Source organism: Micromonospora sp. NPDC047548 (genome assembly GCF_040642975.1).
GTDB lineage: Bacteria > Actinomycetota > Actinomycetes > Mycobacteriales > Micromonosporaceae > Micromonospora.
In genome coordinates, this window is the sequence record NZ_JBEYTI010000061.1 from 1 (window position 1) to 21,685 (window position 21,685).

24 protein-coding genes and 1 pseudogene are annotated in these 21,685 nt (G+C 69.1%); 10 read left to right on the plus strand and 15 right to left on the minus strand.

The annotated features are described in order from the left end of the window. Positions 1 to 216: 216 nt before the first annotated feature. From ABZ807_RS30480 to ABZ807_RS30490, 3 genes are read right to left on the minus strand one after another with little or no spacing between them, the layout of a single operon-like run. Complete coding sequence (locus ABZ807_RS30480) at positions 217 to 564, minus strand: hypothetical protein (RefSeq protein WP_357165622.1); 348 nt, start codon at positions 562 to 564, stop codon at positions 217 to 219. A 16-nt stretch (positions 565 to 580) separates the two neighbouring features. Next, positions 581 to 1,102: a hypothetical protein gene (locus ABZ807_RS30485; protein ID WP_357165625.1), complete on the minus strand. Its 522-nt coding sequence runs from the start codon at positions 1,100 to 1,102 to the stop codon at positions 581 to 583. Further along, a complete protein-coding gene (locus ABZ807_RS30490; RefSeq protein ID WP_357165628.1) occupies positions 1,099 to 1,785 on the minus strand; it encodes a hypothetical protein in 687 nt (228 codons plus the stop codon). The genes ABZ807_RS30485 and ABZ807_RS30490 overlap by 4 nt, the downstream gene beginning before the upstream one ends. 157 nt (positions 1,786 to 1,942) lie before the next feature. On the opposite strand from ABZ807_RS30490, the gene ABZ807_RS30495 reads away from it, so the two are divergent. From ABZ807_RS30495 to ABZ807_RS30505, 3 genes are all read left to right on the plus strand, one after another. After that, positions 1,943 to 4,603 (plus strand): BTAD domain-containing putative transcriptional regulator, encoded by a 2,661-nt coding sequence (locus ABZ807_RS30495; protein WP_357165631.1) that lies wholly within the window; start codon positions 1,943 to 1,945, stop codon positions 4,601 to 4,603. Beyond that, complete coding sequence (locus ABZ807_RS30500; protein ID WP_357165634.1) at positions 4,600 to 4,914, plus strand: tetratricopeptide repeat protein; 315 nt, start codon at positions 4,600 to 4,602, stop codon at positions 4,912 to 4,914. The genes ABZ807_RS30495 and ABZ807_RS30500 overlap by 4 nt, the downstream gene beginning before the upstream one ends. Before the next feature lie 438 nt (positions 4,915 to 5,352). Next, a complete protein-coding gene (locus ABZ807_RS30505) occupies positions 5,353 to 5,742 on the plus strand; it encodes a GIY-YIG nuclease family protein (protein ID WP_357165637.1) in 390 nt (129 codons plus the stop codon). Between the two features lie 71 nt (positions 5,743 to 5,813). On the opposite strand, the gene ABZ807_RS30510 is transcribed toward ABZ807_RS30505, so the two are convergent. The 3 genes and pseudogenes from ABZ807_RS30510 to ABZ807_RS30520 all read right to left on the minus strand — a co-directional run bounded on the left by ABZ807_RS30510 (position 5,814) and on the right by ABZ807_RS30520 (position 7,713). Continuing rightward, positions 5,814 to 6,479, minus strand: coding sequence for an ankyrin repeat domain-containing protein (locus ABZ807_RS30510; RefSeq protein WP_357165640.1), 666 nt, complete (start codon positions 6,477 to 6,479; stop codon positions 5,814 to 5,816). Between the two features lie 152 nt (positions 6,480 to 6,631). Further along, positions 6,632 to 6,897: pseudogene (locus tag ABZ807_RS30515) on the minus strand (transposase); the annotation flags it as partial. A gap of 225 nt (positions 6,898 to 7,122) precedes the next feature. After that, positions 7,123 to 7,713 (minus strand): TetR/AcrR family transcriptional regulator, encoded by a 591-nt coding sequence (locus tag ABZ807_RS30520; RefSeq protein WP_357165643.1) that lies wholly within the window; start codon positions 7,711 to 7,713, stop codon positions 7,123 to 7,125. 76 nt (positions 7,714 to 7,789) lie between these two features. Between ABZ807_RS30520 and ABZ807_RS30525 the strand changes: the two genes are divergently transcribed. Continuing rightward, positions 7,790 to 9,310, plus strand: a complete 1,521-nt coding sequence (locus ABZ807_RS30525) for an MFS transporter (RefSeq protein ID WP_357165646.1) — start codon at positions 7,790 to 7,792, stop codon at positions 9,308 to 9,310. Positions 9,311 to 9,549: 239 nt separating this feature from the next. On the opposite strand, the gene ABZ807_RS30530 is transcribed toward ABZ807_RS30525, so the two are convergent. Both ABZ807_RS30530 and ABZ807_RS30535 read right to left on the minus strand, forming a co-directional pair. Further along, on the minus strand, positions 9,550 to 10,953 hold the full coding sequence (locus ABZ807_RS30530) for a S1 family peptidase (RefSeq protein ID WP_357165649.1): 1,404 nt from the start codon (positions 10,951 to 10,953) through the stop codon (positions 9,550 to 9,552). 31 nt (positions 10,954 to 10,984) lie between these two features. Next, positions 10,985 to 11,557, minus strand: coding sequence for a hypothetical protein (locus tag ABZ807_RS30535; protein ID WP_357165652.1), 573 nt, complete (start codon positions 11,555 to 11,557; stop codon positions 10,985 to 10,987). A 277-nt stretch (positions 11,558 to 11,834) separates the two neighbouring features. Between ABZ807_RS30535 and ABZ807_RS30540 the strand changes: the two genes are divergently transcribed. Further along, entirely contained in the window at positions 11,835 to 12,335 is a 501-nt protein-coding gene (locus tag ABZ807_RS30540; protein WP_357165655.1) for a GNAT family N-acetyltransferase, read from the plus strand. Positions 12,336 to 12,378: 43 nt separating this feature from the next. On the opposite strand, the gene ABZ807_RS30545 is transcribed toward ABZ807_RS30540, so the two are convergent. Then, positions 12,379 to 12,519: a hypothetical protein gene (locus tag ABZ807_RS30545; protein WP_357165658.1), complete on the minus strand. Its 141-nt coding sequence runs from the start codon at positions 12,517 to 12,519 to the stop codon at positions 12,379 to 12,381. Between the two features lie 183 nt (positions 12,520 to 12,702). Between ABZ807_RS30545 and ABZ807_RS30550 the strand changes: the two genes are divergently transcribed. Further along, positions 12,703 to 13,455, plus strand: coding sequence for a GNAT family N-acetyltransferase (locus tag ABZ807_RS30550; protein ID WP_357165661.1), 753 nt, complete (start codon positions 12,703 to 12,705; stop codon positions 13,453 to 13,455). A 103-nt stretch (positions 13,456 to 13,558) separates the two neighbouring features. Here ABZ807_RS30550 and ABZ807_RS30555 read toward each other — a convergent pair whose 3' ends face one another. Then, on the minus strand, positions 13,559 to 14,101 hold the full coding sequence (locus ABZ807_RS30555) for an aldo/keto reductase (protein WP_357165688.1): 543 nt from the start codon (positions 14,099 to 14,101) through the stop codon (positions 13,559 to 13,561). A gap of 11 nt (positions 14,102 to 14,112) precedes the next feature. On the opposite strand from ABZ807_RS30555, the gene ABZ807_RS30560 reads away from it, so the two are divergent. Further along, positions 14,113 to 14,457, plus strand: a complete 345-nt coding sequence (locus ABZ807_RS30560; protein ID WP_357165691.1) for a Tn3 family transposase — start codon at positions 14,113 to 14,115, stop codon at positions 14,455 to 14,457. Here ABZ807_RS30560 and ABZ807_RS30565 read toward each other — a convergent pair. Continuing rightward, on the minus strand, positions 14,427 to 15,116 hold the full coding sequence (locus tag ABZ807_RS30565; protein ID WP_357165664.1) for a GNAT family N-acetyltransferase: 690 nt from the start codon (positions 15,114 to 15,116) through the stop codon (positions 14,427 to 14,429). The genes ABZ807_RS30560 and ABZ807_RS30565 overlap by 31 nt on opposite strands. A 177-nt stretch (positions 15,117 to 15,293) precedes the next feature. Here ABZ807_RS30565 and ABZ807_RS30570 point away from each other — a divergent pair, with 177 nt between their 5' ends. Together ABZ807_RS30570 and ABZ807_RS30575 are read left to right on the plus strand one after the other, a co-directional pair. Further along, positions 15,294 to 15,857 carry a TetR/AcrR family transcriptional regulator gene (locus tag ABZ807_RS30570; RefSeq protein WP_357165667.1) on the plus strand — a complete coding sequence of 188 codons (564 nt, stop codon included), beginning with the start codon at positions 15,294 to 15,296 and terminating at the stop codon, positions 15,855 to 15,857. Beyond that, positions 15,850 to 17,127, plus strand: coding sequence for an FAD-dependent monooxygenase (locus tag ABZ807_RS30575; protein WP_357165670.1), 1,278 nt, complete (start codon positions 15,850 to 15,852; stop codon positions 17,125 to 17,127). The genes ABZ807_RS30570 and ABZ807_RS30575 overlap by 8 nt, the downstream gene beginning before the upstream one ends. Before the next feature lie 287 nt (positions 17,128 to 17,414). Here ABZ807_RS30575 and ABZ807_RS30580 read toward each other — a convergent pair whose 3' ends face one another. The 4 genes from ABZ807_RS30580 to ABZ807_RS30595 all read right to left on the minus strand — a co-directional run bounded on the left by ABZ807_RS30580 (position 17,415) and on the right by ABZ807_RS30595 (position 20,060). Then, positions 17,415 to 17,942, minus strand: coding sequence for a DUF4240 domain-containing protein (locus ABZ807_RS30580; RefSeq protein ID WP_357165673.1), 528 nt, complete (start codon positions 17,940 to 17,942; stop codon positions 17,415 to 17,417). Positions 17,943 to 18,078: 136 nt separating this feature from the next. Continuing rightward, on the minus strand, positions 18,079 to 19,050 hold the full coding sequence (locus ABZ807_RS30585) for a hypothetical protein (protein ID WP_357165676.1): 972 nt from the start codon (positions 19,048 to 19,050) through the stop codon (positions 18,079 to 18,081). Next, positions 19,050 to 19,211 carry a hypothetical protein gene (locus tag ABZ807_RS30590; RefSeq protein WP_357165679.1) on the minus strand — a complete coding sequence of 54 codons (162 nt, stop codon included), beginning with the start codon at positions 19,209 to 19,211 and terminating at the stop codon, positions 19,050 to 19,052. Before ABZ807_RS30590 ends, ABZ807_RS30585 begins: the two co-directional genes overlap by 1 nt. A 210-nt stretch (positions 19,212 to 19,421) precedes the next feature. Continuing rightward, the gene (locus ABZ807_RS30595; protein WP_357165682.1) at positions 19,422 to 20,060 is read right to left on the minus strand and encodes a helix-turn-helix domain-containing protein; all 639 of its coding nucleotides are present in this window, start codon (positions 20,058 to 20,060) and stop codon (positions 19,422 to 19,424) included. A gap of 52 nt (positions 20,061 to 20,112) precedes the next feature. Between ABZ807_RS30595 and ABZ807_RS30600 the strand changes: the two genes are divergently transcribed. After that, on the plus strand, positions 20,113 to 21,246 hold the full coding sequence (locus tag ABZ807_RS30600) for an FAD-dependent monooxygenase (protein WP_357165685.1): 1,134 nt from the start codon (positions 20,113 to 20,115) through the stop codon (positions 21,244 to 21,246). Positions 21,247 to 21,685: the final 439 nt, after the last annotated feature.

Here is a 21,685-nt window from a genome sequence, read left to right on the forward strand (position 1 = left end):
GCGACCTACACGACCGCAGCGACGTCTTCGCCGTCTACGGCATCTAACAAACCATGATCAAACCGGACACTCCCGAACAACGCCGGGGCCGTGGGCGGGACGTAGCACCCCTTGAGAAACATTGAAGTGACCAGATCGAGCGGTACGAGTTCGACGCGCCGCTCGACGGCGCCGGTTGAACGGCGGGTGGCCCGGGAGTCCCGAGCCACCCGCTGCTCAGGTGCGGATGCTGGGGAGGTTGACCCCGCAGGCGCGTTCCACGAACTCGCCCACCTTGACGGTGATCTCCTGAAACTCTTCGGCGGAGACGTGCGAGTGCGGCTCGGACTCGGGGACCAGATCGTCGACGAGTACACGCAGCTCGTCCCGCAGCGCCTCGGGCGAGGACTGCTCCATGGCCCGTGCCGCCGCGAGGCGTTCCTCGCCGGTGAGGTGGTCCTGGTTGGCCACCTCGAACGTTTTCGCCTGGGCGCAGAAGCTCGCCTTGTCGGGCCACTCCGTCGGCAGGCTCTCCGGCCGGAGCAGCCAGCCCCCGACGGCGACGAGAACGACCGCCGCTGGCACGCCGACGGCCAGACGCCTAGAAGAGCTGGTTGACAGCATCGATGTCATGGGTGTCGAGGTACCTGGGCCAGATATCCTCCTGCATGCACGAGTTGTCGTTGGTGTCCGTGCTGTGCCAGCGGTGGCCGAGCCCGCCCGAGTGCCCGAACTCGTGGCACCCCAGGCTCTGCCACTTGGAGGTACTCGCCCCGCTCATCCTCCGGGTGTTGAACTTGATGTCCATGTGGTCGCACTTCCAGTTGATCCAGTTGCGATCCGTGCACGTGGTCTGCCCGTACCAGGACGCCTCATAGCTTGCGTCGTAGACGTGCAGGTCGGAGCCACCGGTGCTCATAGTGATGGCGGTCCGGTCCAGCTGCGCCCGGCCGTGCGAGTAGGCCGCCGTCCCGCCGGTGGTCAACTTGTTCGTCTGGACGTCCTGCTGGGCGTTGTCCGGCGGGCCCGCGTTGGCCTTGTTGCCGTGGCTGGCTGCCGCAGGTGACGCCGCGACGGCGATCGTCAGGATCGCGGTGGCGACGGCGATGATGGTGCGCCTCATGCGCCTGCTCCTTCCGTGGAATCGGGCTGCGAGCCGACGGTGTCCGACGAGCCGAGCAATCCGGAGGCGTAGTCCTGGCTTGCTTTGTAGACGTCGAGGACGAACATGTCGGGCTGGGTCGTAGTGATCTGGCCGGCCAGTTCACGCTCGATGTTGCTCGGGACCAGCGCGCCGTCCTTGCTGAGCACGCGACCATCCGAGCTGGTCAGTGAGTAGGTGTTGGTGCCGAACGAGTGCTGCAGGAAAAAGTAGCCGGTGTCGCCGACCTCGCTCCACGCGACGCCGTTGACGATGTAGCCGCGGCCCTGCGAATCCCAGCCTTCCTCCTCGAGCGTGATGCTCGGCGGAATGGGCTTCAACTTGGGGTTGTGCAGCACGTCGGAGATGGCGATCGTCACGTTGCGCAGGCGGATCTGGCTGGTGGTGGATCCGTCTTCATCGGCGCCCGTGAAGCGGCCTTCGCCGACCGCGCTCACGGTGCCGTAGACGACCAGGTGCGAGGTGGCGACCATGCTGTCGACGCTGCTGAAGTAGTACATCTCCTTGCTGTGTGCAACCGATTCGGGCTGCGCGTCGTACTGCACTTCGCGCTCGCCGCCGAACCCGACGGTCAGCGCCAGCACGGCAGCGGTCGCCAGACCGATGCCAGCCAGGCGCAACCACCGCCCGCTCATCTTTCTCATGTCGTCTCCGATTCACGAAAGGGCCTGATCACCCAAGGCTCCTGTTTGCCGCTGTCATATAGTCGACGGATCGCCGACGGGTGGCCGAGGGCCAGTGGCCCTAACGGCGGGCCCGGTGAGATCAACGCGGTACGGTTTGGGTACGGGAGCGGGCACGATGGCGGGCGATGCGCAGGGCGGTCCGTCCCCATTGAGCAACTACATCCGTGGGCGACGTCGGAGTGCCGGGCTCAGCCAGGCGGCGCTCGCGGCTCGCGCCGACATCAGCCTCGCCGGGCTGCGCGATGTGGAGCAGGGGCGGGTGCTCTGGCCCCGGCCGGCCACGCTTCGCCGCCTGGCCGCGGCGCTCGGCCTGTCGACGATGGAGACGACGGACCTGATCCGCTTTGCCCGCGACGACTCCCACAACCCGCAGGACATCCGGATACAACTGCTCGGGCCACTTCAGATCGCCGCTGGACCGGCCATGGTCGACCTCGGCTCGCCCAAGCGGCGCGAACTGCTTGCCCTGCTTGCGCTGTCACCTGGCGTTCCGGTGCCTCGGGATCAGCTCGTCGACCTTTTGTGGGGTACGCCGAACGCGGCGCAGCTCCTGCAGAGTCACGTCTCCCGGCTGCGGGCTCGGCTGGGCGCATACCCGGTGCAGGTCGTCGCGGCCGGTGGCGGCTATCTGCTGGACGTAACCGTGGACCAACTGGACCTGCTGACCTTCCGGCAGATCCTGGCGCGTGCCCGCAGGCTGATGGCGTGTGGTGAGCGGGAGGAAGCCGTGCGGCGTTATCGGGAGGCCGTCGCGATGTGGCGCGGCGAGCCGCTGGCCGACCTGCCCGCGCTGCAGGCACATCCGGCCCTGATCGCACTCGGCCGCGAGAAGCGTGCCTGCATCATCGAGTATGCCGACGCGGGCGCACCGCACGACGAGACGCTGACGGTGCTGCGCCCGCTCGCCGAGGCCGATCCCTTGGACGAGGCCGTGGGCCTGCGCCTGATGGCGGCGTTGGTCGGCACCGGGCAGCGGGCTGCTGCGCTCGCCGCATACCATGCGATGCGCCGCAGGTTGCGCGAGGATCTCGGCGTCGACCCGGCCCCCGAACTGGAAAGGCTCTATCGGGAGCTGCTGGGTGTAACAGCCGATTCGGCGGCGCAAGTCCTGGAACAGCTTCCGCTCGCGCCGCGGGGGTTTTCGGGCCGTGCCGGCAAGCTCGCCGGCTTGGACGGGCTGCTGGCCGGCTGGACCGGCGCCACGCCGTTGATCTGCGCGATCTCGGGCATGGCGGGTGTTGGCAAGTCGGCGTTGGCCGTCCACTGGGCACACGCGGTCAAGGAGTCGTTCTCCGACGGTCAACTCTACGTCGACCTGCGCGGCTTCGACCCCGCCCGGCCTGTCATGAGCTCAGGTGAGGTGGTGCGGCTGTTCCTGGAGGCGCTGCAACCGAGCGAGCGCATGGCGACGACCCCGCATGCCCAGGTGGCCCGCTATCGCAGCCTGATGGCCGGGCGGCGGATGCTGATCGTGCTCGACAACGCTCGCGACGCCGAGCAGGTGCGGCCGATCCTTCCTGCCGCACCGGGCAGCATGGTGCTGGTGACCAGCCGCGATCAGCTCGCCGGGCTTGCGGCGGCCGAGGGCGCGCACCTGCTCAACCTCGATGTCTTGGCCGTGGACGAGGCGCACGTGTTCCTGGCGTCTCGCCTCGGCACGCAGCGGGTCGCCGCTGAGGGGCAGGCGGCAGCGGAGATCATTGAGCGGTGCGGGAGGCTGCCACTCGCGCTCGCCGTTGTCGCCGCGCGGGCCGCGGCGCACCCCGGGTTCCTGCTCGCCGCACTCGCCGCGGAGCTACGTGGCGCGCACGCCGTGCTGTCCGCATTGGAGGTCGACGACCGAGCTGCCGACGTTCGCGAGGCGTTCGCATACTCCTACCTGAACCTCGGCGAGGCGAGTGCCAGGATGTTCCGGCTGCTTGCGCTGCATCCAGGCCCCGAGATCTCAGTGGCCGCCGCCGCTTCTCTCACCGGCATGCCGATGGCGGTCGGGCGTCGGCGCCTGCGCGAACTCGCGGGTGCGCACCTTCTGGAGGAGCCGTCGCCCGGTCGGTTCCGCTTCCATGACCTGCTCCGGGCGTACGCGCACGAGCTGGTCCGCGCCTCGGAGAGCGAGATGGAGCAGGCGTCGGCATTGCAGCGCATGTTCGGGCACTACCTGCATGCCGCTGTGAAGGGCTCGCTGCTGCTCGCGCCGCGCCGGGACCGCATCGCGCTCGCTCCCGGTGCGACCGAGGAGCTGTTGGCCGATCATCGGGATGCGCTCGCGTGGTTCGAGGTCGAGTATCCCGTGCTGCTGGCGATTATCGACATCGCCACCGACCCGTATCGGTGGCAGCTCGGCTGGGCGCTGACCACCTACCAGGACCGGGCGGGTCACTGGCAGGACTGGGCCGAGGTGCAGGAGAAGGCGCTGCGTGCAGCCGAGCGGTCCCGCGATCGGCTCGGTGTCGCGCACAGCCAACGCGGGTACGGGCGCGCGCTCGCCTGGCTGAGGCGTCCGGACGCCGCGCTGGCTGCCCTCCGGCGCGCGATCGAGCTCTTCACCGAGTTCGACGATCCGGCGACGCTCGGTCATTTGGAGCTGGACCTGTCCGATGCATACGAGCAGGACGGCCGCCCGGATCTGGCTCTCGACCACGCTGAGCGGAGCGTCGCGTTCTACGAACGAGCCGGGCACCAGACCGGCCTGGCAAACGCGTTGAACAAGATCTGTTTCCTGCTTGCGGCCGTGGGACGTCATGGCGAGGGTGTCCGCGTTGGTGAACGCGCTTGACGCTCCTGTGCGATCTCGGCGACCGCCGGGGCGAGGCGGCCACTCACGACAGCCTGGGCGTCACCTACCTGCAGCTCGGCGAGCACGTACGGGCATTGGCCAGCTTCGACCGCGCTTACCGTCTGTTTGAGGAGATCGGGGACCGTCCGGGGTGCGGGGACGTGCTCCTGCACCTCGGCGACTGCCACCTGTCGGCCGAGTCGAGCGGCGATGCCGAGTCGGCGTGGCTGGCGGCGTTGGCGATCTTCGAGGAGCTGGGTCTCGGGGAGGCGGAGAAGGCGCTCAGACGACTCGGCATTCCCGCGAAATGAATGGGGTCCGCTGCCGCCACCCCGGCCTCACCGGCCGCGCGGGGCAGCGGCACCCCGCCGTCCGGGGTGTTCGTCGGGCTCGGTGCCAGACCCACCGACCCGAGGAAGTGCGAAGCGTTTCCCCCGGATTGGCTGATTCGCATCAGATCCGACCAGAGCTGCGCGAGGTCACGTCGCTTCCAGCTGTAGCGGCGTTGGTACAGCGGTACGACCTACTGGTGCTCACCCTGCAGCAGACTGCGGACGGTCGTCTCGTTGGCCTTCAACGGCTTCCCCCGGTCGCGATCGCGTGGTCACTATGGCGCGCAGCTAATTGTCCGTTGTGGAGCCGGCCAGCCGGCGGCTTGACCGTGCGTACCCGGATTTCGAGAACGGCCAGAGCGGGGGTCGTATCGGGGCGGGCTGCCGGACAGGGCCCCCGATCGGTAGCGTCAAGGGATGACCGACACCACCCATGAGGACCTGCTGGCGGGCTTCACCGTCACCCGCCCGTACACGATGGATGTCGTCGCGGACGCACCCCGCGCGGCCGGCGTGCACGTGGTCGTCGCGGGGGACACGGTCATCTACGTGGGGCAGACCGGGAACCTGCGGGACCAGCTGCGCCAGCACCTGACCGGCAATCGAGCCTCGTCCGTGCTGCACGACCAGGTCGGCCAGCTGCTCGACCGCTCCGGGCCGGTGGCGTCGGCGAGCGACATCGCGAGCTGGCTCCGCCGGTGCATCGTCCGCTGGCGGGAGAGCGACAACCCGCAGGCCGACGAGGAGGCCCTGGCGCTGGCGTTGTCGCCGCGCTTCAACCGGCAGGTCCCCAAGCCCCGCTTCTGAGGGCTCACGTCCTGTTCGACTCAAAGGTCTACAAGGGACTCCTGACGCCACCCCCGGAGAATGGCGGCCCGTCAGACGAAGCCCTCCGCGACCAGGTCGACGCCGCCCACGGTGATCTCGTGCCGCTGCCCCGACCCGCCGACCACCCGCGACCAGCTCTCCGTCGTCAGGCGCGCCCGACCGTCCTCGACGGCCAGGGTGAAGCTGAAGCCGCCGTACATGCCGGGAACGGAGAAGCCCGAGCCGCCGCCGGGCGTCTCCAGCAGCACCTCCAGCTCCGGCAGCCGCAGCCGGTGCTCGTCGACCAGCTTGCCGGCCCGGTGGCAGATCAAGCCGTGGAAGTGCTCCTGGACCCGGCGCAGTTCGTCGTCGGGCACGTCGACCAGCCGGGGCGGTTCCAGCGGCTCCCGCAGGTGGTGGTGTCCCTGGCGCCGGGCGATGTCCACCGGCCGTTCCCCGTCGGCGGTGCGTAGGGCCCGCCAGGCGCCCACCTCGATGAGGCGCCGGGCGACCTCGACGGGCGCGCCGCCGTACGCGGCCTGGTGCAACGGGGCGTACCAGGAGCGGCCACCGGGACGGGCGGCGTTGGCCCACTCCGCGTACCTCGGCTCGCCCAGCAGGTCGAACACCGCGGCCCAGTCGTACGCGCGGGCCCGGTCGGCCAGCTCGTGCCGGGCCGTCGCCGCCCACTCCGACAGCGATTCGCTTCGCGTGATCCCGTCCCACCGATACGTCACGGGGATCATTCTGGGCCGCGCCCCCGCGCCGATCAGGCCGGGGTCCGCCGGGCCCGTCGCAGCCGGAGCAGCACCAGCGCGAGCACCACCGCCGGCAGCACGAGCATCGTCCACGCCGGCACCACCCGAACTGCCACTGTTCGCCCTGGTCCGGAAAGTTTGCCGTACCGGGTGGACAGGGCCCGGTTGCGTTTGAGCTGGCTGATCCCGCACTCGACCGCGTGGCGCTGCCGGTAGATGTGCGGGTCGAAGGTCGATGGCCGGCCGCCCTTGGAGCCCTTCTTTCGGCGGCTCGCGGCCTGGTCGACCTCGATCGGGATGGTCGCGGCGATGCCCCTGCCGGCCAGGTGCTGCCGGTTGGCCTTGGAGCTGTAGGCCTATCGGCCAGGACCCGGTCCGGTCGCGTGCGAGGCCGGCCACCGTCGGGCATGGGGACGGCCCTCAGTTCGTCCCGGTCCTGGCCGGTATCCGGGTTCCCCCCCCGCCGGGCGGCGGCAGCGGGTACGCCGGCGCGAGGGCCACGCCCACGAGTGCGGCGGCGACGCTCGCCAGCAGGATGCCGTTGCGGACGATGTGGCGCCGGCCAAGCGGCCGCTGGGTGGCCCCGAAGCAGGCGCAGCGTGCCCCGGCGCGGTGCGCCGTCTCAGCTGTCGGTCGTGGTGCAGGTCTCCACGATCGGGCCGGTGTCACGGGTGAGGGCAAGCAGCAGGTCACGGGTGTCGGCGATCTCCTGCGGGCTGAGGCGCTGCCCGTAGAGCGACGCTGTCAACACACCGTCGCACCCCCGTAGGATGAGTGTGACGCGTTGGGCGTCGAGGCCGTCCCGGGCGAAGCGCTCGTCCCAGCGCTTACCCTCCGCCTGGGTGCGGTGCACCGCCTCGGGAACGGTGCCGAGGAGTCCGACCAGGGTAGCGCGCTCGTGGGCGATTCGCTGGTCGGAGAGGTCGTCGAAGGTGGCGCGTATCCATGCGCGCGCGAAGCTGCCGGGTGCGGTGTCGGTGGGGTCGGCCGCCCGGGCGAGAGCTGTGTCGAACTCTTCGAACTGGTGCGTGACGAGGTCGAGCAGCAGCGTCTCGCGGGACGGGAAGTGGTGGAGCAATCCGCCCTTGGAGGCGCCCGCTTCGCGGGCGATGAGGTCCAGGCTCACACCCGTGCCGTGTCGGGCGAGCATGCGGGCCGCGGTGGTCAGCAACGTGCGTCGGGTGCGGGTGGCATCGCGCTGTGGTCCGGGCATTCGCCCTCCCTTCTGTGACTGATCATACCCGGCTTCACCTGACTAACCAACCGTCTGGCCGGTAGGTTAGCTGTTCATGTGGAACGATCAGCTACGCGATGTCACGACGCGGCGGGCTACGTCCCGGCAGTGGGCGGCGCTGGGTGTGCTGGTGCTCGCCGTGGTGTTGCTGGCGGTCGACGCAACCGTGCTGTCCCTGGCGGTGCCCGCGTTGTCGCGGGACCTCGGTCCGAGCGCGACCGAACTGCTGTGGATCGGTGACGTGTACTCGTTCGCGCTGGCTGGCCTGCTGGTGACGATGGGAACCCTCGCGGACCGGATCGGACGCAAGAAGCTGCTGCTGACGGGGTCGGCGGCCTTCGGCGCCGCATCGGTGCTGGCAGCGCTGGCCCCGAACGCTGGCACGCTGATCGCGGCTCGGCTGCTGCTCGGCGTTGCCGGGGCGACCCTCATGCCATCGACGCTGTCGATCATCCGCAACATCTTCACCGACCCGCGGCAACGCACCTCGGCGATCGCCGTCTGGTCCGCGGGCGCCGGCGGTGGGGCCGCGATCGGTCCACTGGTCGGCGGCGTGTTGCTCTCGCACTTCTGGTGGGGCTCGGTGTTCCTGATCAACGTGCCGGTGATGGTGGTCCTGATCGTCGCGGGATTCTTCCTGATCCCGGAGTCGCGCGATCCCGCTCCGGGCCGTTTCGACCTGCCCTCCGCGCTGCTGTCGATGCTCGCGATCATCCCGCTGGTCTACGCGGTCAAGCAGACGGCGACCCATGGCATCGGCGCCGTCCAGGTCGTTGCTGCCGTGGTCGCCGTGGTGTCCGGGGTGGTGTTCGTACGCCGTCAGAGCCGACTCACCGCTCCACTCATCGACGTGACCCTGTTCCGGCGGCCGGCGTTCAGCGGGGCCGTCACGACCAACTTCATCGCGATCTTCGCGTTCAGTGGACTGCTGTTCTTCTTCTCGCAGTACCTTCAACTCGTCCGCGGGTACAGCCCGCTGCGGGCAGGGCTCGGTGAGCTGCCCGCCACCATCGCCTCGATCGTGGTCGTCGGCATCGCCAGCCTCGCCGTCAGCCGGTACGGGCGCGGCCGCGCGCTGGCCGCCGGACTCGCCCTGACCTCGCTGGGCCTGGCGCTGCTCGCCCTGGTCGCGGGAGCGGACAACTACGGATGGCTGGCACTGGCCCTCGTGCCGGTGGGGCTCGGAGTCGGGCTGGCCCTGACCCTGACCACCGACGCAGTCGTGTCGTCCGTACCATCCAAGCGGGCCGGGGCGGCGTCGGCCATCTCGGAAACCGCCTACGAGTTGGGCGTCGCGCTCGGCATCGCCTTGCTGGGCACGATGCTGACCATCGTCTACCGCGGCAACATCGTGCTGCCCACGGGCGTACCTGCTGACACCGAGGCGGCCGTGCGCGACTCACTCGCCTCAGCGGCGGCGGCCCTCCCGCCGGATTCCGAACTGCTCGTCGCGGCCCGGGAGGCGTTCGTCCACGCCATGCAAGCCGTGTCGATCGCCGCCGCGGTCATCGTCGTCGTCTCGGCCGTCGTCGCATGGCGAGTGGTCCCCAGTGACCGCACAGAAGGCCGTCACTAGACCCGTGGGTTCGAGGATCGACCCGGCTCGGCCTGGGATGGCCTACAGTCCCGAGCGCCCTTGCTCTCGCGCATTGTGCGCCGCTCGATCGCGGAGCGGCACAACCTGCTGTGGGCCGTGCACCGCTGATTCTCAAGGGTCGTGCATCCGGCGTACCGGCGGCGGGCTGGGGAGGCACCGCGGTCGGGTACCGGATCGGCGGCGAGGCGGGCCGCAGAGCGCGGCCCGCCCGTCGGTGCCTAGCTGCCGAGCTTGACGATGCCCGGCAGGGCCGCCTCGGCCAGGTAGGTGTCGGTGAAGTAGTCCCAGCAGTGACCGCTGGTGTTGGTGCTGCCGCCGCTGAGGATGCCCCGGGCCCTGACCGTACCGTCGCTCTTGATGTTGTAGATCGGCGCCCCCGAGTCACCGCCCAGGGTGCACTTGCCGTAGCGGTAGCCCTCCGTGGCGTTGCGCAGGACCTCGCCGTCCTTGTATCGCACGCTCATGAACGTGCCGTACACCTTGAAGCCGCACATCTCGCCGGTGACCTGACCGCCGACGCAGTAGGTGTCCCCGAACCAGGAGCGCCCGGTTTCCCGACTGGTGACCGCCCGCGCGCTGGTCGACGTGGACGACCCCTTGTAGATGCGGCCGTAGGAGGTCTCCGTCAGCTTGATGGTGGACGCGTCGCCCGAGTAGTAGTCCTTGCCGTTGACCTTCACCGAACCGGTGGTGTTGTTCCAGTTGTCGGCTGAGACCGTGCCGAGGGTCCGGTCCCGGTTGTACGCCTTTCCGTTCAGCGCGGTGCAGTGGCCGGCTGTGAGCATGTAGTGCGCGCCCTGATGGGTCCAGGCGAAGGCGGTCGAGCATGTGTTGACCGAGGTGTAGAAGTACGCGCCGCCGTAGTACGGTGCGGTGTCCCACTGCCGCCCGAGCTTCGGCGACGGCACCGTCATCCCGGGCACCAACTGAAGAGCGACCCGGCTGGCGCCGTATCGCGCGGCCAGCGCCTCGCGCATCTCCTGCGTCACCGTGGCGGCCTTGATGACGACCCGGTTGTTCACCGGGTCGATCGCGGCCGTGCGCAGGTTGGCCGCGCCGGCCAGCTGGTCGGCGGTGAGGGTGAGCACCTCGTCCTGGGCGCCGGTCAGCTGGTCCATCGTGAAGGGCACCCGCTCCACCATCGGCTCGATGATGACCTCGGCCCCCATCGGCCCGAAGATCCCACTCTTCGTGCTCGTGGTGGTGCTCGTCGTGGTGGTCGTGAGCGTGCCCTTGTCGAGATCCGTGCTGGGGGTGTTCGGGTCGTCGGTGATCGTCTCGCTCGACGCCGGCGTGACGGGCATGTCGGCCGACGCGGTGGCGATCGTCTCCGCCGACGCGGTCTGTGACACCGGTACGATGAGCTGGTCGTCTTCCACATAGGGCATCGAGTACTCGGTCGGGCTCGCGTAGGCCCGCTCCACCGCGATGTCCAGGGCCTCGGCGTACCCGGGCTGGAGGGTCTGGTCGGACGTCGGCTGGGTGGTCGTCACGGCCACCGCGGTGCTGGTGGCTGGCTGGTCCGTGGTGATCTCGGCCTGGGCGGGCGAGGAGAGCCAGACGGTTCCGCCGACGGCGGTGAGGGTGAGGACGAGACATCGACCCATGATTCTTTTGCTCATCCGGCCATTGTGTTCGTCCTAAGTAGACTGATCAAGTGTTGAGGGCCACCGTAATTGGCGGGTCACCGGCTGCTGGCCCGCCTTCGCTTCGATCGTGGCATCGACACCCGGTTGTCTCTGCTGACTGGTACCACCGCGCGAAGCCCAGCGGTGGGCCGTCGTCGTGCAGCGGCCGGAAGCCGCCGCCCTCGGCGGTGTCGTCGGCCCACATCGTGCCGCGGGCCGGGCCGGTGACGACCAGCGCCTCCCGCAGCGCGCACCCCAGGTGACACAGGTAGAGCAGGCCGACCGAGTGCGCCGGGTCGAAGACGATGTTGTCGTGCCGCTCCCACCAGCCGTCCTCGGCCTCGTTGAACGCCTCCACCGAGTCGTAGTCGTCCTCGTCGGGCTGGTCGGGCAGGCCGTCCGCCGGGTTGAACGCCTCGGTGTGCGGGAACGGCTGGGCCAGTGTGTCGTGGCAGGTGAGGTCCGCTCCGTCGCCCTCCCACGTCCACCGGCCGCCGACCCGGCGCAGCGGGAACAGCCCGTACGTCGGGCCTGCTCCGCCGCGACCTGCCTGAAGCAGGAACGGTCGGTCGGCGCCTCCACCCCCTGATTCGTTCACGTCATCAGCTGTAGCGTCCGCGACGCCCTCCCGCCCCTCCGGATGAGCAACCGGGGAGGTTGCGGCATCGCCGCCGCCAGCTCCTCCAACCGCTCGTCTACGAGGGTGAACGCCGTCCCGCCCCCCGGCCGTCGGTGTGCCAGATCCGGAACCGGCCGCCGACCCGCGGCTCGACCTCGACCCGTTCATCCGATTCGTTAAATGTTCGAGGCACCGTGACCCCGCACCGTCGGTGGCGGTTGCTTGAACGGACGCCCACGACGGACGGGGGAGACGGATGACCGAGGTGCGCATCGCGCCGTGGGACGAGGACGACCTGGACCTGCTGCGCCGCCTCAACGCGCCGGAGGTCCGGCACCACACCGGCGGCCCGGAGACCGGCGAGCAGGTGCGCGCCCGGCACGAGCGGTACGTGCACTTCGGCGGCACCGGCAACGGCTGCATGTTCACGGTGGCGCTGCCCGACGGGGTGAAGGTCGGCAGCGTCGGCTACTGGGAACGTGTTTGGCACGACGAGCCGGTCTCCGAGATGGGCTGGGCGATCCTCCCCCAGCACCAGGGGCGGGGCCTGGCCACCGAGGCGGTCCGCGCCGTGGTGGCCGAGGCCCACACCCAGGGCCGGCACCGGTGGGCGCACGCGTACCCGTCGGTGGACAACCCGGCCTCGAACGCGGTCTGCCGCAAGGCCGGGTTCACTCTGCTCGGCGAGACCGACTTCGAGTACCAGCCCGGTCACCTGATGCGCTCCAACGACTGGCGACTGGACTTGGCCGGGTAGGGCCGGCGCGACGGCCCCGGCGGCCGTCGCGCCCGTGGCGGGGTCAGCGGGTACAGGGGCGGCGGCTGTGGATCGTCGGGGCGAGCGGGAGCAGGGCCAGGCCGGCGATGAGCAACCTGTTGATCATCGTCGTGATTGCGGTTGACAGCACCGAGATCGTCTTGGCAATCTTCGTGGCACCCACGCGCTGGGCGTGGACATGGTGGATGAGGGGATGAAGCCTGTGATCTGGATGCGCCAAGCGACCGCCTCGGAGTCTGCCGCGCGACCGGATGACCGCCGCGCAGGCTAGATCACCGTTCGGGCGGTCCAACGCTTTCTCCGCCCACGAACGCTTCTTCCCCATGTCTAGAGGTTCACGTTGACCATGGATGCCCGCATCCAGCAGTCCGTCGTCGCCAACCTGTCCAGCCGGCCCACGCCCATCGTGGTCGGGCCCTTCGTGATCGGGCTGGATCCCAGCACCACCAGTCCCAACATCAATTACGCAACGCCGCGCCCGGGCGCCCCGATCACCGTGGCCGACGTCGCCGCCCTGGTGGCGGCCTTCCGCGAGGCCGACCGCACACCCCGCTTGGAATACGTCACCAGTTGTGCGCCCACCCTCGAAGCACTTCTGCTCGCCGCCGGTTTCACGGTGGAGGCGCGGCATGACTACCTGGTCTGCCTGCCCGAGACGGTGAAGGCACCGCCCACGCCCGACGGCTTTCACCTCCGTGAACCGGCCACCGGGGACCAGCGCGCCGCTTTGGTCAGCGCACAAAACGAGGCATTCGGTGGCGAGCCGGTGGCCGCCGAAGAGGACATCGCGCGGCTTCGACGCCTGCAGTCCAGCGGCGGCGTCGCTGTCATGGCCGTCGCCGAGGACACCACCTGCGCTGGGGGCGGCCAGGCGGTTCCGCCGAACGGCACGGTGAGTGAGGTGGGCGGCATCGCCGTCCGCACGCCATACCGCCGACGGGGACTCGCAGGCGCGATCACCGCCGGGATAACGGAGCGGCTGTTCGCCGGCGGCGCGGAGATCGCCTGGTTGGAGGCCTCCGGCGAGGACTCGTGGCGGGTGTACGAACGCGTCGGCTACCGCCCCGCCGGCAAGCGGCTCTACATCGCTTTGACCTGACGTCGGCGTCGGCGCCCGGGCTGAGGTCCACGACCAACGCCCGGGCCCATCCCTGCTGAACGCAGCGGAGCCTCCGCCCTGGTCCCGAGGTCGGTTGTGCCGCTCACGTCGGGCTGCTCGGAGGGAGAGCCTGCAACCGTTCCCGCTGCGCGGCGGTCAGCTCCAGCTCCACCGCTTCCAGGCTCTCGTCGAGCTGAGCCACCGAGGAGGCGCCGACCAGCGGGATCGCCGGCGTCTCGCCGCCCATCAGCCAGGCCAGCACCACCTGGTTGACCGTCGCCCCCGTCTCGGCGGCCACCTCCCGCAGCGCGGCCAGCCGCCCCGGCGCACTCGGCAGGTCGTACTCCGGGCCCAACGGCTTGTCCGCCCGGGTGTAGCCGCCCTTCACCAGCGGCGAGTACGCGACCAGGGTCAGCCCCGGCTCGGCCCGCAGGTAGCTGGCCACGTCACCACCGAGCGAGCCGGGATCGCCGTCCGGGTCCAGCTCGCTGGGCAGGTCGGTGTGGCGCCCCAGGTAGGTGTGGTGGTACTGGAGCACCTCGTACCCGGGCAGGCCGGCCGCGGCGGCCAGCGCGCGGGCCCGCTCCACCCGCCACGCCCGGTGGTTGCTCGCCCCCAGCAGACCCACCGCGCCCTCGGCGACCAGCCCGGTTGAGCGTGGACAAGCTCGGTGGGGTCGGCGAGCCGGAGTCGCTGACCTGCCTGAAGGCGACCACGGAGGCGATGCTCCCCAGGATCGACCTGCCGGACCTGTTGTTCGAGGCGCACTCCTGGACCGGGTTCCTCGATGCCTTCAAGCACGTGTCCGCCCGGCCCACGCGGATGGACGGGCTGCTGGTCAGCCTGGTGGCTCTGCTCGTGTCCGAGGCGTGCAACATCGGGCTTACCCCGGTGAGCGACCCGGACGAGCGGGCGCTGACCGCCTCTCCCGAGGCAGGGAATGGCCAACGCCAGGACGGGACGAGACGGGGTCAGGCAGCTGCGCGCCGTATGTGCAGATGACCATCAAGAGGGTAGGAGGGCGGCGCCGACGGCAGGATCCTGTCGAACTCGTAGCCGCTCTTCTCCGCGACGCGGCAGGATGCCAGGTTGTCCACCTGATGGAGAAGTTCGAGACTTTCCAGGCCATCGGTCCGGAAGGTGTCGAGGGACCAAACGGTGAGAATCTCCAGGGCGCGGGAAGCCACGCCTCGCCCGCGCGCTCGTGCTGCCGTCCAGTAGCCGACCTCGGCGGAGGGCTTGCCGGATGCGACTTCCTTGAGCACCACGTTGCCCACCAACCGCAGCGGCGCCGCCCCAGGGGCCGCTTCAAGGACGGCGAAACCGAACCGATCACCCGCTGCCCAACCCCGCTCCTGAGCCCGCACCCACCGCAGTCCGTCGGCCTCGCTCTCCATCGGAGAGCTCGTCCAACGGCGCAGATCGGGATCCCGGTACAGCTCAACCAGCGCGACAACGTCTTCCATGCGCCAGGGGCGAAGGACGAGAGCGGGAGCGGTCGGCGTTGCGGCAACCTTGAGTGTGATGGGGGCGCTCACTGGCCGATCATATGCAGCAGCGCTTTCATCGTCGTTGTAGGTGTGGCGGTAGGTGTCAGCGGCGTGGCAGACCAAGGTGGCGATGCTGCCCGTCTCGCCGCCTTCGCGCATCCGATGGGCCATGCGTGGGGCACCCCCAGACGTTGGTGTCGGCGGACGGGTCGCGGGCGACCGCTGACGGATTCGTGCCAGCGGCGTTCATCGACAGAAGCTGGCGGATACCCACCAACCACTTGGTTGACAGTCCGCCTCGCGGATGCTTGGCTATCAACCAACCACTTGGTTGGGGGGAGATCGGGGATGACTGAACAGCTCGACCGCCGGCAGGCGCTTGTCCATGCGGCGTTCTCTGCGATCGCCGAGCGAGGCTTCGAGGGGTTCCGGCTGCGACCGATCGCCGTGGCCGCGGGCATCGACCACTCCACCCTGCACCACTACTTCCGGACCAAGGCCGATCTGATCGCCGCGGTGCTTGAGCACGTGACCAGCCAATTCGAGGGGACCATGCAAAACGACCTGGAGCCCGCCGCCCGGTTGCGGGCTCACCTCGGCGAGATCGCCATGGCCGTTGCGGAACGGCCCGAGTTGTTCATCGTGCTCGACGAGCTCGATCTTCACGCGCGCCGTGACGAGTCCATGGCGGCCGACATCAGGCATGACGAACAGGGCTGGCGGGACGCACTTGCGACGATCTTCAACGAAGGCATCAAGCAACGCATCTGGTCGGTCGACCTCGATGTCGATGCCAGTGTCGAGCTGGTGATCGCCACCGTCAAAGGCATCCGCCTGCGTCCCGACACGGCCGAGTCGGTCGTCAACCAGCTGTGCGACCTCTTCTCACCACGGAGCCTGACTCATGATTGACGTTCTCATCGTCGGTGGCGGCATCGGCGGCCTCGCTCTCGCCCAAGGCCTGCACAAGCACGGCGTCAACGTCGCCGTGTACGAACGCGAACGGCGCCGCGACGACCGGGTGGACCGCTATCGGCTCGCGATCAACCCCGCGGGGAGCCGGTCGTTGCGTGCCTGCCTGCCTGACCAGCGCTGGCAGGCATTCGTGGACACGGCAGGCCGGCCCGGCGGCGGCTTCGGCTTCCTAGGCACGGACCTGCGCGAGCTGGTCCTCGTCGAGGACGCGATCATGTACCCGGACGATCCCGACCCCGCCGAGCGGGCTTACCCGGTCGACCGCCACACGCTGCGCGGCATCCTCCTCGACGGGCTCGACGACGCCGTCCACTACAACAAGGCATTCGAACGCTACGAGCTCGCTGCTGACGGTCGCCCCACCGCCCACTTCGCCGACGGCACCTCCGCCACCGGTGACGTCCTGGTCGGCGCCGACGGGATCAACTCCCGTCTGCGCGCGCAGTACCTGCCCACCGCCACCCGCCGAGAAACCGGCGCGGTAGGCGTCGGGCTCAAACTGCCACTGAACGACACGACCAGAGCCTGGTTGCCCGCACGGCTGGCTCAGGGCATGAACCTCGTCCTGACCGGCGCGCCGCACTTCCTGTTCACCTCCGTGTTCGAACGCCACGAGCCCGCCGGGGACGACTACCTGCTGTGCGCATTTGTCGCCCACAACGACCTGCTCCCCCCGCATCCGGAACGCCTCGACGGCGCGCAGTTGAAGGCCCACATCGCCGGGCTGATCACGGGGTGGCACCCCTCGCTACGTCAGCTGATCGACCAATGTCCATTAAGCGAGGTGAGCGCATTCCCGTTCCAGGCGTCCGACCGTCCAGCACCCTGGACACCCTCGCGGGTCACCGTGCTCGGCGACGCCGTGCACGGCATGCCACCGGCCGGCGGCAACGGTGCCAACGCTGCCCTGCGCGACGCCGCCCTGCTCACCCGCCAATTGTCTCAGGCCGCCGGCGGCCAGCTGCCGCTCCTGGACGCGATCGGCGGGTACGAGACCGAGATGCGCGCGTACGGCTTCCAAGCCGTCGAGCTGGCCATGAAGACCCTCCAGCAGGGACTGATGAGCAACCCGGTCAACGTGTTCTTCAGCCGTAGCTGGTTTCGCCTCTGCAGCATCACGCCACCGCTGCGCCGGATGACTTTCGGCACCAGCTGGGCCAAGGTCAGCGCCCCCCGCCAGTGGGAGCGGGCCGCCATCACGCCATAACCTGAGTTTCTCGTGTAGGTGCCGAGCGGCAGCCCAGGCAGCCACTCCGATCGGCGAAGCCGAGCTTGGCCGGGGACGAGTTCGACATGGGCTTCGGCGGTACGGGAAGATCGAGCAACGTCTGGTCCGGTGGAGGGTCACACCGCAGCAGGCATCCGCTCATCAAGCAGATCAGGATGCTGTCCGAACTCAGAGGTCAGCTACCGAGCGTGATGGCGCATCGCCCACCGCGCGCACGATCGGCCAGATGAGGATGCTGCTCGGAGGCGTACCGATTCCATGGACGCTCAGGGCGATCGGCGACGGGCGGCAAGACGTGGGTAGGCGGCGAGCAGAGTAGCGGTGCTGTCCTTGACGGGCGGGTCGGGCAATTCGCCGAGCATCTCGACGATGTCCTCGTCGATCGGCACCTCCTCGCCGCTCAACTCCTCGTAGACCTCGTCGGGGACGGCCGCGAACGTCTCGCCGTGGCAGAAGAGATCATGACAGCCGTCCATCGGCAGGTCGATGATCGTGTCTGGATCGGTGACGGCGGTTTCGAAGGGGTGCCGTCCTCGGCTGATTAGCCAGCTACGGAAGTCGGTGAAGCTGTCGTCGCTGAGCTCGATGTCGCCGTTCGGGCCGCTGTGCAGCAAGGCGGCGGCGAGCCACATCCGCCGGGTGTATGCCCTGCGGTGGGCCGCGATGAACTCGCGGCGAAAGCCCAAGACGTCGTTGGCGTTCAGGCCAGCAAGCGCCTCGGTCAGCAGTTCAGCCTGGCGACACGGGTCAACCAAGGTGCGTTCAACGATCATCCAGAAGCGGGCCGCATCCACGTCAAGGACGATACTAGCCAGCTCGCCAGGCAAGTGCCCGGGTCGGCACGACCGCGCACCGGACGCTGCCGCTCACACGTCACGTACCGTGGCGCCCGGTCGGCGGCAGATCAGGACACCTGATCTTGAAGGGCGGTCACCCAGCGAGCCGGCGGCACGCACCCCGGCTGTGCGGTAATCCGGCCTGCTTGAAGACGAGCCCGCAGCTTCCGTTCATCGGGTCCCAGAGCGTGTCGTTCGCGACCAGCGCCCGAAGCAGGGCACGCTGCGGATCGGTCAGCGGGCGCTTCCCGTACGGCTTGAGGAAAGCGAAGCGCACCAACGCGCCCCAGCCGTCGTCGAAGCCAGCCCAACTGTCCCGACTGATCACCCGGCAAGAAGCCGCAGCGATCTCGTTGAAGTCAGCGGCGACGCGGATCGCCGCGGCGACGAGCTCGAATTGATGCAGGCCCGGGGGCGGCACCTCCGCCAGCGCTGCCAAAATCAGCTCCCGGCACCGCGGATCATCCTCGTGGGCCAACGCGGCCCGGAGCCGGATCCCCGGGTCCGGATCGGTGAGCCGGTCGCGGAGGTCGACACCGAGCCGGCCGAGGCAGCCCATCCACTCCGCCTGGAACCCGGTGCCTCGCTCCGACCACTCCAGGACGACAACAGCCAGTTCCTCCCGCCGGTCCGCCAGGGACGGCATCTGCGCAATCGCCACCAGATTCTCCGCGCGGAACAGGGCCCGGTCCGGCGGGGATGCCGTGAGCAGCGGAAGCACCACCGGGTACGCCTGCGCCACGGCGTCGGCGAGGTCCGGCAGTATCTCGGCGAAGTAGCGATCGTCAGCGAGGTGGGTCACGCTCAGTGCGGCATCGCCGAGGAACTCCAGGAGCCCTTCGACGCTGTCCGGGTGGGCCCGCCCCTCGGCGAGCATCGCGGTCACGGCCCGGACGGCCGGCGCGGTCGCCGTCTCGGGGAAACCCTGATGCAGCACCGCGATGTCGAGGTGGTCCAGCGCGGCGGCCCGGGCCTCGGCGTCGCCGAACTCCAGCGCGTCCAAATGGGCCGGGGTATCGGTCGCCTGGCCGTACGCGTGCCCGAGTCGACCCCAGTCAACCGTCATCACGGCGTCGTCCGCAGTCCGCGAGCCGGCGTGAAGTAGAGACTTTGCTCTCGCCGGATGTCCGCACCGCCGGCAGACAGCGGCAGGTCGACGCGGTCCGCCGGCAGTATGGCGAGCGGCATGGTGCCGCCGGGGAGGTGAGCAACGATTATCAGCTTCACTCCGGCGACTCTACGGTGGCCAACATGTACGCCTACCCATGGCGTGAACCGTTGTCGGCACGCGCTGGATCGGGACTGTCAGTCTTCGCTCTTCACCCCGCGGTGACTGAGAAACGAGCACGGACACCCGCTATGAGACTGCGTAGGTCACGGCCAGGCATCTGGCCGTGAGCGCAGAAGGTGCTGTCCGTTGGGGGATTCGCGTGCGGATCAGACGAGGCCGGATAGCAGCGCGGCAACCTCATCGGCGAGCGCGGCGTCGGGAGTCCCTGGCCGGGAGAACGCCGATTCGACCGTGGCCGAAAGCAACCGCGCCCGCTCGTCACGCGTACCGGTTGAACCGACCGTGCGCTCGGCGTAGATGAAGCCCTCGAACACGGACTGGAAGGCGTAGGTCAGCTCTGGCGTCGCCAGATCCGCACGTACCAACCCTCGTGCGGCCAGAACGTTCACATAGGACGCCATTACCGTGTTGTGCCGGCCCCCGTCGTAGCCGGCCTCGGAGCCGACGAGCTTGCCCCACATCTGCACGTCGCCGATCACCATGCCGTACAGCAGTGGGCGGCTCAGGATCGCCAGGAAGAACTCCGCAGCGAAACGGTGCAGCAGCGCGACGGCGGGGTCGGCGCGCAGCGCGGTCACCATGTCGCCGACCGCGCCGCGTACCTCGCGGGCGAACACGGCGCCGAACAGCTCCTCGCGCGTCTTCCAATGCAGGTAGACAGTGCCCTTGCCGATGCCTGCGGCGCCGGCGACGTCGTCGATGGTGACGCGGCGGTAGCCGTGCCGGACCAGCATGTCGGCAGCGACATCGACGATTTTCGTCTCGCGATCGGTGCGTGCAGTCACACCGACACTTTAACACTTGACCAGATTTCAAATCTGGTCATACAGTCAAGATATGACCGCGAAGACCGTACTCATCTCCGGCGCCGGCGTGGCCGGCCCGACCCTCGCGTACTGGCTCACCCGCAACGGATTCGCGCCGACGATCGTCGAGCGCGCCGCCGGCCAACGCTCCAGCGGCAACCCCGTCGACGTACGCGGACCGGCATTCCCCATCGCCGAGGAGATGGGCCTGCTCCCCCGGCTGCGTGCTGCCGCGACGGCGACCACCGGCCTCGCCTTCGTCGACGCACAGGGACGGCGCAAGAGCCGCGTCGACCTGTCGGTCAACCGGGCCACCGAGGTCGAGGTACCCCGGGCTGACCTGGCCGCGATCATCACCGACGCCGTGGCCGGTAGCGCGGAGTTGATCTACGGCGACTCGATCTCAGCCCTCACCCAGGACGGTAGCGGTGTCAACGTCACCTTCGAACGAGGTGCACCGCGCCGGTTCGACCTGGTCATCGGCACCGACGGGCAGCATTCGATGGTCCGAAGGCTCGCTTGGGGACCGGAGACGGACTTCGTCACGCACCGCGGGTTCTACGTGGCCACCTTGCCCGTCGAGCGCGAGCTCAATCCGACGACCGACGTGCTGCTCTACGGCATGCCTGGCCGCCTCGCCTCCGTCCATCCGGTGCGTGGCGACGGCGGCATCGCGGCGTTCATCTGGCGCAGCAAACCCCTGCCCGGCTACGACTACCGCGACACCGCCCAGCACAAGCGCATCGTCGAGCAGGCGTACGCCGGCGGCGGCTGGATCGTCCCCGAGCTGACCGAGCGCGTACGCGATGCCGGAGACCTCTACTTTGATGCCGTCAGCCAGGTACGCCTCGACACCTGGTCCCAGGGGCGCATAGGGCTGCTCGGCGACGCCGCCTCCTCGGTGTCACTGTTCGGCGACGGGTCGAGCCTGGCGATGGCGGGGGCGTACACGCTCGCACGGACCCTGGCCGAGCACCGCAACGACCTCGGGCTAGGCCTCAATGCCTACGAGTACGAGCACCGCAAGCTCGTTGCACCCAAGCAGAACGGGTTCGCCACGGCCGCGACGCTCATGGTGCCGGCCACCCGATTCGGGGTGGCCTTCCGCGACAATGGCGCCCGCCTGGTCACGGGCTGGCAGCGACTGAAGGCCAGCGCAAGGTAAGATCAATTCACGGCGCACCCGCTGTTCGAAGACCGTTTGATCAAAGACACCGCCAACAAGAGATCGCGAAGTGACGCGGGCCGTGACGTTGTCAGGTCACCGTTCCCTCAACGGGCACCCGATCGCCGACTCCGCCCCTCAGTCCACGGCACCAGGACGAAATGGGTGGCCTCGCCGGCCCGTCCCGCCCTACCTTGTAGCTGGATCTTCTTCTCCGACCTCACTCACGAGAGGACTTCACCCCGCGTGACGCCGCCTGCTCTTTAGACCTGACACCTTCCCCGTGCATCGGTCGCCGACGTCGCCGTCGGCTCTTTTCCCATGCCTTTCGTCAGGTCTTCAGAGGGCGGAGTCAAACGGTCATCGCGACACCAAGGTAGGATGATCTTGGATGTCGAGTGATTGGGTGATGAATGAGCGGGTCTTCTCCGTTGACGGT

Bases quoted from the DNA above. Each gene is read 5' to 3' on its own strand.
- ABZ807_RS30570 (WP_357165667.1), top strand. From the start codon at position 15,294: ATGACTGAACAGCTCGACCGCCGGCAGGCGCTTGTCCATGCGGCGTTC.
- ABZ807_RS30565 (WP_357165664.1), bottom strand. From the start codon at position 15,116: ATGGCCCATCGGATGCGCGAAGGCGGCGAGACGGGCAGCATCGCCACC.
- ABZ807_RS30525 (WP_357165646.1), top strand. From the start codon at position 7,790: ATGTGGAACGATCAGCTACGCGATGTCACGACGCGGCGGGCTACGTCC.
- ABZ807_RS30520 (WP_357165643.1), bottom strand. From the start codon at position 7,713: ATGCCCGGACCACAGCGCGATGCCACCCGCACCCGACGCACGTTGCTG.
- ABZ807_RS30485 (WP_357165625.1), bottom strand. From the start codon at position 1,102: ATGAGGCGCACCATCATCGCCGTCGCCACCGCGATCCTGACGATCGCC.
- ABZ807_RS30505 (WP_357165637.1), top strand. From the start codon at position 5,353: ATGACCGACACCACCCATGAGGACCTGCTGGCGGGCTTCACCGTCACC.
- ABZ807_RS30550 (WP_357165661.1), top strand. From the start codon at position 12,703: ATGGATGCCCGCATCCAGCAGTCCGTCGTCGCCAACCTGTCCAGCCGG.
- ABZ807_RS30575 (WP_357165670.1), top strand. From the start codon at position 15,850: ATGATTGACGTTCTCATCGTCGGTGGCGGCATCGGCGGCCTCGCTCTC.
- ABZ807_RS30530 (WP_357165649.1), bottom strand. From the start codon at position 10,953: ATGAGCAAAAGAATCATGGGTCGATGTCTCGTCCTCACCCTCACCGCC.
- ABZ807_RS30490 (WP_357165628.1), bottom strand. From the start codon at position 1,785: ATGAGAAAGATGAGCGGGCGGTGGTTGCGCCTGGCTGGCATCGGTCTG.
- ABZ807_RS30540 (WP_357165655.1), top strand. From the start codon at position 11,835: ATGACCGAGGTGCGCATCGCGCCGTGGGACGAGGACGACCTGGACCTG.
- ABZ807_RS30585 (WP_357165676.1), bottom strand. From the start codon at position 19,050: ATGACGGTTGACTGGGGTCGACTCGGGCACGCGTACGGCCAGGCGACC.
- ABZ807_RS30600 (WP_357165685.1), top strand. From the start codon at position 20,113: ATGACCGCGAAGACCGTACTCATCTCCGGCGCCGGCGTGGCCGGCCCG.
- ABZ807_RS30495 (WP_357165631.1), top strand. From the start codon at position 1,943: ATGGCGGGCGATGCGCAGGGCGGTCCGTCCCCATTGAGCAACTACATC.